At 65.2% G+C, this 9,388-nt stretch carries 8 protein-coding genes; 3 read left to right on the plus strand and 5 right to left on the minus strand.

The features are described from left to right. Positions 1-169 precede the first annotated feature (169 nt). Both IVB41_RS24375 and IVB41_RS24380 read right to left on the minus strand, forming a co-directional pair. A complete protein-coding gene (locus IVB41_RS24375; protein WP_247435650.1) occupies positions 170-2,845 on the minus strand; it encodes a glycosyltransferase in 2,676 nt (891 codons plus the stop codon). Positions 2,846-3,059: 214 nt separating this feature from the next. Next, entirely contained in the window at positions 3,060-3,650 is a 591-nt protein-coding gene (locus tag IVB41_RS24380; protein WP_027567018.1) for a hypothetical protein, read from the minus strand. 330 nt (positions 3,651-3,980) lie between these two features. On the opposite strand from IVB41_RS24380, the gene IVB41_RS24385 reads away from it, so the two are divergent. Further along, positions 3,981-5,540, plus strand: coding sequence for a beta-(1-6) glucans synthase (locus IVB41_RS24385; RefSeq protein ID WP_247435653.1), 1,560 nt, complete (start codon positions 3,981-3,983; stop codon positions 5,538-5,540). Here IVB41_RS24385 and IVB41_RS24390 read toward each other — a convergent pair. Beyond that, on the minus strand, positions 5,500-5,880 hold the full coding sequence (locus IVB41_RS24390) for a hypothetical protein (RefSeq protein WP_027567016.1): 381 nt from the start codon (positions 5,878-5,880) through the stop codon (positions 5,500-5,502). The genes IVB41_RS24385 and IVB41_RS24390 overlap by 41 nt on opposite strands. A gap of 184 nt (positions 5,881-6,064) precedes the next feature. On the opposite strand from IVB41_RS24390, the gene IVB41_RS24395 reads away from it, so the two are divergent. Further along, positions 6,065-6,211: a hypothetical protein gene (locus IVB41_RS24395; RefSeq protein WP_155809610.1), complete on the plus strand. Its 147-nt coding sequence runs from the start codon at positions 6,065-6,067 to the stop codon at positions 6,209-6,211. 24 nt (positions 6,212-6,235) lie between these two features. On the opposite strand, the gene IVB41_RS24400 is transcribed toward IVB41_RS24395, so the two are convergent. Both IVB41_RS24400 and IVB41_RS24405 read right to left on the minus strand, forming a co-directional pair. Beyond that, positions 6,236-6,391 carry a hypothetical protein gene (locus IVB41_RS24400; RefSeq protein ID WP_247359387.1) on the minus strand — a complete coding sequence of 52 codons (156 nt, stop codon included), beginning with the start codon at positions 6,389-6,391 and terminating at the stop codon, positions 6,236-6,238. 104 nt (positions 6,392-6,495) lie between these two features. Then, positions 6,496-7,845, minus strand: a complete 1,350-nt coding sequence (locus IVB41_RS24405) for a hypothetical protein (protein WP_247435656.1) — start codon at positions 7,843-7,845, stop codon at positions 6,496-6,498. A 173-nt stretch (positions 7,846-8,018) separates the two neighbouring features. On the opposite strand from IVB41_RS24405, the gene glmU reads away from it, so the two are divergent. Continuing rightward, positions 8,019-9,386 carry a bifunctional UDP-N-acetylglucosamine diphosphorylase/glucosamine-1-phosphate N-acetyltransferase GlmU gene (gene glmU / locus IVB41_RS24410; RefSeq protein ID WP_247435659.1) on the plus strand — a complete coding sequence of 456 codons (1,368 nt, stop codon included), beginning with the start codon at positions 8,019-8,021 and terminating at the stop codon, positions 9,384-9,386. Positions 9,387-9,388: the final 2 nt, after the last annotated feature.

The following is a 9,388-nucleotide window of genomic DNA, read 5'->3' on the forward strand; positions in this document are numbered from 1 at the left end:
GCGCGGAGGTCAATAGCAGGCGAGGGTGCCGAACTTGAAGGCAACGGCGGGAATTCGCTCGCCGTTTCCAATGCTTGAGCCGGGATTCTCAACCGGAATGGCGGCCGTCATCCACGCCGAAGAAGCCGCGACATCCGCCCATGGGCCGGATGCCGCGTTCGGGGCCCTGTCAGTTCGCTTCCCGCCGCACTTCGCTGGGCACCGGCAATTGCTGCGGCGTGCCGGCGGGGGTCGGCAGCGCGACCGGGCGCAGGCCGATCAGCTCGGCGGTGCGGATCGCGCTGTCGCGCCAGAATTGGAACGAGTTGATGCGGCTGAGCTCGAGGATGGCGATGGCGACCGCAGCCAGGAACGGCAGGCTTTGGAGCACCAGCACGCCGGCGAAGATGTAGATCTCGGTGATCTGGCGATAGCTGTTGGAGGCCACCAGCACGCCGGCGCCGATCAGGAGCAGGGCGCCGATCACGGCCTCCCAGAACGCCTGGAACTCGATCGACATCCTGGACAGGCCGCCCTTGGACGTGCGCGCGAACGCGATGTGCTCGGTGATCAATCCTTGCGCCACCGCGCGCGACACCGTCCACTGCACGCTCATCGCCGCGATCATCGCGCCCAGCATCTGGCCGGGCTTGATGGCGACGCGCGCGCGGTACATCGACAAAAAATGCGCGAGCGAGACGATGAAGGCGCCGATGATCGGCAACGTCAAAATCTTGTCGGGGATGGCGATGTCGGCGAAGGCGACGATCGGCACCCAGACGAGGTTGAGCAGCGCCACGACCACGCCGAGGCTTTCGGCACCCAGCCAGTTCAGCCAGCCGAGGCCATATTCGCGCTTCTGGTCGGGCGTCAGCCGGCTTCGTCCCGGCAGGAAGTTCCGCCAGTGCTTCTTGACGATCTGAAGGCCGCCATAGGCCCAGCGGTGACGCTGCTTCTTGAAGGCCTCGTAGGTGTCGGGGAGCAGGCCCTGGCCGTAGCGGTGGTTGGTGTAGTGCGTGGTCCAGCCGAGCTGCTGGATCGAAAGGCCGAGATCCGAGTCCTCGCAGATCGTGTCGGACGACCAGCCGCCGGCCATGTCCATCGCGGCGCGGCGGATCAGGCACATCGTGCCGTGCACGATGATGGCGTTGGTCTCGTTGCGCTGGACCATGCCGATGTCGAAGAACCCGGCATATTCGCCGTTCATGATGTAGTGCATGATCGAGAGGTCGCCGTCGCGATGTTCCTGCGGCGCCTGCACCAGGCCGACACTGGGATCGGCGAACGCCGGCACGAGGTCCTTCAGCCAGTCGGGATCGACGACGTAGTCGGCATCGAGGATGCCGATGATCTCGGCGTCGACGGCAGTGCGGTCCATCGCGATGCGCAGCGCGCCGGCCTTGAAGCCCTGCACCTTCTCGGCGTTGATGAACTTGAAGCGTTCACCGAGCGCGCGGCAATGATCCTGGATCGGCTGCCAGAAGGCAGGGTCCGGCGTGTTGTTGATGATGACGACGCATTCGTAGTTCGGATAGTTCAGCCGCGACAGCGCATCGAGCGTCTGTTTGAGCATCTCGACCGGCTCGAAATAAGCGGGGATGTGGATCGAGACCTTCGGGCAATAATTCTCGGGCACGTCCTCGAGCGGCTTGTCTTTCGTGAGCAGCCGCTGCGGCGGCCGGCCGAACGCGACCGCGGCGATCTCGTCGATGCGCGCCATCGCGATCAGCACAAGGGGAACAAGCAGGATCATGCCGAGCGTGAGCGCGAAGGCGGAGCCGAAGATGAAATAGTGCCCGTTCCAGAACGCGAACACGGTGGCGGCCCAGGCGCCGACGCCATTGGCGGTGGCCGACAGCAGGAACGCCTGCTTCGCCGTCGGCTGCTGCAGCCGCAGGATCGGCAGCGACAGCAGGATTCCGACCAGGAGGGCTACACCCATCAGCTTCCAATAGTCGGGATTTTGCACCGGGCCGGTCCAGGCGAATTTCGGCTCGCGGCTGGCGTCGAGGATGCCCCAGTACGGACCGACGCCGCCTTCGAAGTATTTCCAGGGCTGATCGATGGCCTCGACGATGTTGTATTCCATGCCGATGGCGTCGGCGCGGCTGACGAAGTTGCGCAGGGTCAGGGCCTGCTGGAACGGACCGGGGTCGGCGTTGCGCAAATTGTAACCCGCGCTCGGCCAGCCGAACTCGGCAATCACGATGCGCTTGCCGGGGAACAGGTTGCGCAGCAGATTGTAGCGGTCGACGGCCTGATCGACCGCCTGGTCCGAGCGGAAATTTTCCCAATAAGGCAGCACGTGGGCGGCGATGAAGTCGACGTTGGAGCCGAGGTCGGGATTGTCGCGCCAGATGTTCCAGATTTCACCGGTGGTCACGGGGACGCGGACCGCGCCCTTGACCTTCTTGATCATCTCGATGAGGTCTTCGACCTTCTGCTCGCCGCGGTAGATCACCTCGTTGCCGACGACGACGCCGTTGACGTTGCTGTTCTTGCGGGCGAGTTCGATGGCGGCCTTGATCTCGCGCTCGTTGCGATCCTTGTCCTTGTCGATCCAGGCGCCGACGGTAACCTTGAGGCCGAACTCGGCCGCGATCGGCGGCACCAGTTCCACGCCGCCGGTGGACGAATAGAGCCGGATCGCGCGCGTCATCGTCGACAGCGTCTTCAGGTCGGCGCGGATTTTCTCCACCGACGGGATGTTGTCGATGTCGGGGTGAGCCGAGCCCTCGAACGGGGCGTAGGAGACACTGGGCAGCAAGCCCTTGAAGTCGGGCGCGGGTTCCTTGTCGCGCAAGACTCCCCAGAGGCCGGCGTGGAGCGCGGACACAAGCAACAAAACGGCGGCGACAACCCGCATCGCGGCTAAACCAAAAGGGGCTGAGGGGGCAGGGAAGCGGATCCGACCCCGAGATCCGACCAAGTCCGCGGCAAATGGAGCATACCTCTGCCGCGCGGTTTCACAACTGTCATCGCCTCATGACCATATGAGGGCATGCACATTTCGGAATTCGCAGCAGTGCCAATTGCCTCTATCGCCTATCGTTCCTGAACGGAGGCTGAAACAATCGCGGCTATTTCGGGGGCGTCGGTGACGGGCTTGCCGCCGGCGAGGGGCTCGCGGCCGGCTGCGGCTGCGCATTGCCCGCTGCCGGCGCGGCCGGCTGCGAGGCCGCGGCCGCCGCCTGCTGCGGCTGCGACGCCGGGTTGATCCAGCAAGCGTGCACACGGCTATCCAGGGTCTCGGCGACCTTGGGATCGATCTGGCCGCCGAAGCGGGTCAGGCAGCGGAACGCAGCCTGGATGTGGCCGCCGGGGCAGCCGAAGCGGTCGTAGAGGTCGAGATGGCGGAATGCGGTATCGAGGTCATCCCGCCACATCAGCCGCACCACGCGGCGGCCGAGCCAGACGCATTCGGGGTTGCCGGCGGGGCCGCTGATGACCTGGGCTGCTTCGGCGAATTCGTCGGTGCGGCGCTGGTTCTGGGCGGCATCCTTGGCCGCGTCGGCGGGCTGGGCTGCTGCCTTGCTCTGGTCCGGGGCGGGCGTGCCGCTCTGGGCGGAGGCCGCGCCGATACCCATCAGGATGACAAGGGAAGAAACGGCCAAGGTGGCGGCGAACTGCCGCAGGACCGCATTTCGTAACTCGAACACCCGTTGCCGCATGAATTCCCCAATATATCACTGACCGTCCGCGTCAGGACCTTCGCGGACGCGCCAGCGTGATGGCGTCCAAATGGGTCTCCAATGCGGCGGAAAAGTCCTCCCGAGTCCATGGCCTGAATCTGGAATTTTGTCCAGCAAAGTCACGATCCTAGGCCTCGGTCGAACGGCCGCAGGTAAATTCCTCAGGGGAGGGATGGATCCATAACGGAGTCACCCCCTTGGCAGACGGCGTGCTAGCAGGTAATCGACGGCCCTTCGCGGAGGACGGAACCGATTTCTCTTCGTACGCCACTGGCGCTTCTGCTCGTTTCACTGGGTGCGATCGCTGCCGTGTGGTGGTGGCTTGCCACGCCGATCTCGCTCGCGCGCGCCCCGATCGATCCCGCCGACAAGGTCCAGTGCGTCTCCTACGCGCCGTTCCGCGGCGAGCAGTCGCCGCTGAACGCATGGACCCATATCGAGGCCGACCAGATCGAGCAGGACCTGCGCCAGCTCAAGGAGATCACCGACTGCGTCCGCACCTATTCGATGGAGAACGGGCTCGACCAGGTGCCGGCGATCGCGGCCCGGATCGGGGGGCTGAAAGTGCTCCAGGGCATCTGGCTCTCCAGCAATCGCACCAAGAATTTCGAGCAGGCCGCGCTCGCCATTCGTCTTTCCAAGGATTTCCCCGGAATCATCACCAGCATCATCGTCGGCAACGAGGTGCTGCTGCGCGGCGAGATGACGACCGCAGACCTCGTCTCCATCATCCGCTCGGTGAAGGCCCAGGTCAGCGTGCCCGTCACCTATGCCGATGTCTGGGAGTTCTGGCTCAGGAATCGCGAGATCTATGACGTCGTCGACTTCGTCACGATCCACATCCTGCCCTATTGGGAGGACTTCCCGGTCAAGGCGAAGTTTGCCGCTTCCCATGTCGAACAGATCCGCGAGCGCATGGCGGTCGCATTTCCCGGCAAGGAGATCCTGATCGGCGAAACCGGCTGGCCGAGCGAAGGCCGCATGCGCGAGGGCGCGCTGCCGTCGCGCACCAACCAGGCGCGCGTGGTCTCGGAGATCCTGAGTCTCGCGAAAGCGCAGAAATTCCGCGTCAATCTGATCGAGTCCTACGACCAGCCGTGGAAGCGCAAGTTGGAAGGTACCGTCGGCGGCTATTGGGGCCTCTATGATTCGGTGCGCCGGAGCCTGAAATATCCGCCGGGCCAGCCGATCAGCAATTTCCCTTACTGGCAATGGTACATGGGCGCCGGCATGGGCCTCTGCGTGCTGGTGTTCGCGGTGGCCGGCCTGACGTTGCGGCGCAGGCCCTGGACGCCGCGCTTCTCGGCATGGCTCGGTGTGGCGATCTCGGCGACCTCGGCCGGCATCCTGCTCGGGATCGGCGCCGACAAGATGTACTACGAGAGCTACGGCATCGGCGGCTGGCTGCTCTGGGGCACGCTGCTCGCGGCCGGCATCCTGTCGCCGATCTTCTGCGCGCAGGCGATGGTGATTGGCCGCAGCCTTCCGACCTTCCTCGATCTGCTCGGTCCGCGCGAGGGCCGGAAATGGTCGAAGCTCACCGCCGTGCTGGGTCTGACGCTGGCGGTGACGGCGGTGATCGCGGCGCAGACCGCGCTCGCCTTCGTGTTCGACCCACGCTACCACGACTTCCCCTACGCCTCGCTGACGATGGCGGTGGTGCCGTTCGCGCTGTTGATGCTGAACCGGCCGCAGATCGGCCAGCGTCCCATCGCGGAGTCGGTGTTCGCCGGTGTGCTGACGCTGTCGGCGGCCTATGTGCTGTTCAACGAAGGCCGCGACAATTGGCAGTCGCTGTGGACCTGCGCGATTTATCTCTTGTTCGCGCTCACGCTGTGGCGGGCGCGGGCCGAGCAAATCCAAGAATGAACAGGCCGATCGCCAGGCCCGACAGCACGATATTGTAGAGCACGATGCCGAGGCCGGCGGCGATGATGCCGACGGTGAGCAGCACGATCGACGGCCGCATCAGGTTGAGCGTCGCCACCACCAGCGCGACGATGCCGAACACCGAATTCTTGAACAGCACGGTCGAGACCGAGCGCGCCTTGCAGACCAGGGTCTGAAGCCCGGCGTCGCAGGCGAGACCGACCTGCGAGTTTTCGATTCCGAGGTAGCGCAGATAGAGCGCATAGCCGACGCTGGCGAAGCCGACGACGATCAGGAACTGCACCTGGTAGGGCGTGAGGCGGAAGGGCTTTTTTGTCATGGCGGCAATATGGTCGGGATGGCGCGAGCGGGCAACAGGGAAGGTGAATTTATGTCGATCGCGGCCAGTTAAGGGAGGAGCAAGGCGGCCGCGCCTGGCCCGAAGATATCCAGGAACAGGCTGGGGCTGCGCAGGTTTTGAAACGGTGTGACCGCGCAACGCATGCTGCATACAAGGAGCGAGCATGGAAAAGCCAACTCAGGAGCAACTGGACGAACTCAAGCGGCTGAGCAAGCAAGCTCGGGTCGAGGATTGGTCGGAACTGGTTCAGTCGAAGGATGAGGCTGACAACCGCATTCGTGACCTGAAGGAAAAAGCGCGCATCGAGTAGGTGGTTGCGTGCGCCGATGAGCTCTCAAGGGCGAGTTTGTATCGTCCGGTTCTGGTCTCTCAGCCGACGTTCGTATTTTTCGGCCAAGGCCAGCAATCGCTTCCTGATATGGGGGTCGGCCTGTTCGGCCAACTCGCGGATGAGCGCGAGGTGCTCGCGCAGAAACATCTCGTCCGCCATCTCCGCTCCGAATCATCTTCGTCGCGGATCCTGCCGTTTTATGTCGGGCACCTCCGTATCGTTTGATACGTTAGCCGCGAGATGGTCTTCCCGCCGCAGAGCGTCTACCGCCTGAAGAACGACGACAGCGTCGATCCCGCCGACGCCGTCTCCGGCTTCGGCTGTGCGGCCGGCTGCGCCGCAGGAGCAGGCGCGGGCTCCTCGCGCTTCGACGAGCGTTTCGAGGAATAGCTGCGACGATGCTTGTCGGGCTTGGCGGCGGGCGCGGGCGCCGGGGCGGTCTCGGCTTGTGGCACCGAGTCCTGGTTCTTGTCTGAGTTCTTCTCTTGAACTCGATCCTGAGTCTTCTCTTGCTTTTCCTGGCCGCCGCGCATCGACAGCCGCTGACCGTCGAACACGGTGGTCTCGCAGTGGCGGTCGTTCTCGGCGAGGCCGGCGCAGAGTTTTGCCGCAGCTGCTGCGTTGATGAGCGGGCCGGCGCCGAGGCGGAGCTGCATGCCGAGGCCGGTGTTGCCTTCCTTGATCATGATGATCGGCCGCAGCGCCGCGATCTCGGGATTGGATTTGGTCACCCCGCGCCACAGTGCACGCAGGCCTTCGAGCGAGTTGGCGCCACCGAGATCAATCGCAAAGCGCGTCTGCTGGACCGCGATCGCGGGAGCCTCGCTTTCGGCGGCCTCCGGCGGCTTGGCTGGTGCAGCGGCGACTTCGATCGGGGCGGGCACTGGATCGGGCTTCTTCTCGGCAGCCTTCTCAGTGGTCTTCTCAGCGGCCTCGGGCTGAACCAGTTTCGGGGCGGCCGGATCGGGCGGCGCCATGATCGATTTGGATGGGACCAACGGAAGCATCGGCAGTGCCGAATTCGTCGCCGGCGACTGCGCGACCAGCGAGGCCGCCGCTGCGCTCTGCGGCGGCGGGCTCGACGGCTCCTTTGCGGCCTCAGTGCGCGGCTTGTCGTTGGCCGGAGCTGGTGTCGAGGCGACCGGCCCGATGCCGGGCGTCGGCGGCCCGATCAAAGCCGGCGCGTCCTGCGGCTTCGCAACGGACGCCTGCGGCGGCGTTGTCGTCTGCTTGGCGATGGCGCCGGTGACGGAATCGAGCCCTTGCTCCAGCACGGTGACGCGCGAATAGAGCCGGTCGCGATCCGTGTTCAGCGTCTCGATCGCTGAGGCGAGCCGGCGGGCCTCGTTCTGGCTCTCCTTGGTCAGGATCTGGAGCCGGTCGGCCTGCCGCGCGAGATCGGCGGACGCAACCTGATCGCGCCGCCAGCCGAGCTGGGCCTGGTTGGCGAACACGGCAAGCACCACGGCGCCGACGGCCGCCACGCCCCATGAGCCCAGCCGCCACATCATGCCGCGATCGAACGAACTCTCCTCGGCCACAAGTCCGGAGAACAGCCCGCCGGTCTCCTTGGCGCCGAAGGCATCCGCCAGTGGGTCGGAATCCTTTGCCATGAACGTTAAGTGCCCAACCCCTGTCCGGCTTCCCCGAATCAATCAGGGAACATTAACAGGAAAAGCGTGTCGCACTTGAACTCCGGGCGTTTGCGGGGGTAGCAAGGCGATAGCTCATCAGGGCGGCCGTCGCCCGCTGGCGCCACTTGATTCGGCCGATGGACAGGATTTCGATGACCGCCCGTTCCAGCCTCACGATCGTGCTCGCCGCCGGCGAAGGCACGCGTATGCGCTCACACCTGCCGAAAGTGCTGCATTCGGTCGCGCACCAGAGCCTGCTCGCCCACGTGCTCGCCGCGGCGCCCAAGGGAACCGGCACCTCGCTCGCGGTCGTGATCGGACCCGACCATCAGGCGGTGGCGGACGAGGCAAAGCGCATCCGCCCCGACGCGCTCACCTTCGTGCAACAGGACCGGCTCGGCACCGCGCATGCGGTGCTGGCGGCGCGCGATGCCATTGCGCGGGGCGTGGACGACCTGCTGATTGCGTTCGGCGACACGCCGCTGATCTCGGCCGAGACCTTTGCGCGGCTGCGCGCGCCGCTCGCCAAAGGCGCCGCGATTGCGGCGCTCGGCTTCCGGGCCGCCGATCCCACCGGCTATGGCCGCTTCATCGTCGAGGGCGACCGGCTGGTCGCGATCCGCGAGCAGGCCGATGCCAGCACCGAGGAGCGCAAGATCGACCTGTGCAATGCCGGGGTCATGGCGATCGACGGGCGCCGCGCGCTCGCGATCCTCGACAAGATCGGCAATGCGAATTCCAAGAGCGAATATTATCTGACCGACGCGGTCGGCATTGTCAGCGAACAGGGATGGGATGCCGTGGTGATCGAAACCAGCGAGGACGAAGTGCGCGGCATCAATACCAAGGCGCAGCTCGCCGAGGCCGAAAGCGTGATGCAGGCGCGGCTGCGGAAAGTGGCGATGGAGGCTGGCGTCACGCTGATCGCGCCCGAAACCGTCTATCTCGCCGCCGATACCGTGTTCGGCAAGGACGTGACGATCGAGCCGTTCGTGGTGATCGGCCCCGGCGTTTCGATCGGCGACGGCACGGTGGTCCATTCCTTCTCGCATATCGTCGAGACCAAGCTCGGCAAGAAGGTCTCCATCGGCCCCTACGCGCGGCTGCGGCCCGGCACCTCGCTCGGCGACGGCGCGCGCATCGGCAATTTCGTGGAGACCAAGGCCGCGACGCTGGAGGCCGGCGTCAAGGTCAATCATCTCTCCTACATCGGCGACGCCACGATCGGCGCCAATTCCAACATCGGCGCCGGCACCATCACCTGCAACTACGACGGCTTCAAGAAGCACAAGACGATCATCGGGCAGGGCGCCTTCGTCGGCACCAACTCCTCGCTGGTCGCGCCGGTGACGATCGGCAACGGCGCCTATATCGGCTCGGGCTCGGTGATCACGCGCGACGTGCCTGATGACGCCATGGCGCTGGAGCGCAGCCCGCAGACCATCCGCGAAGGTGGCGCGGCGCGCTATCGCGAGATGAAGACGGGTGGCAAGAAGCTTGAAAAGAAGCCGGAGAAATGAGC

This window comes from Bradyrhizobium sp. 44, assembly GCF_023073095.1.
GTDB lineage: Bacteria > Pseudomonadota > Alphaproteobacteria > Rhizobiales > Xanthobacteraceae > Bradyrhizobium.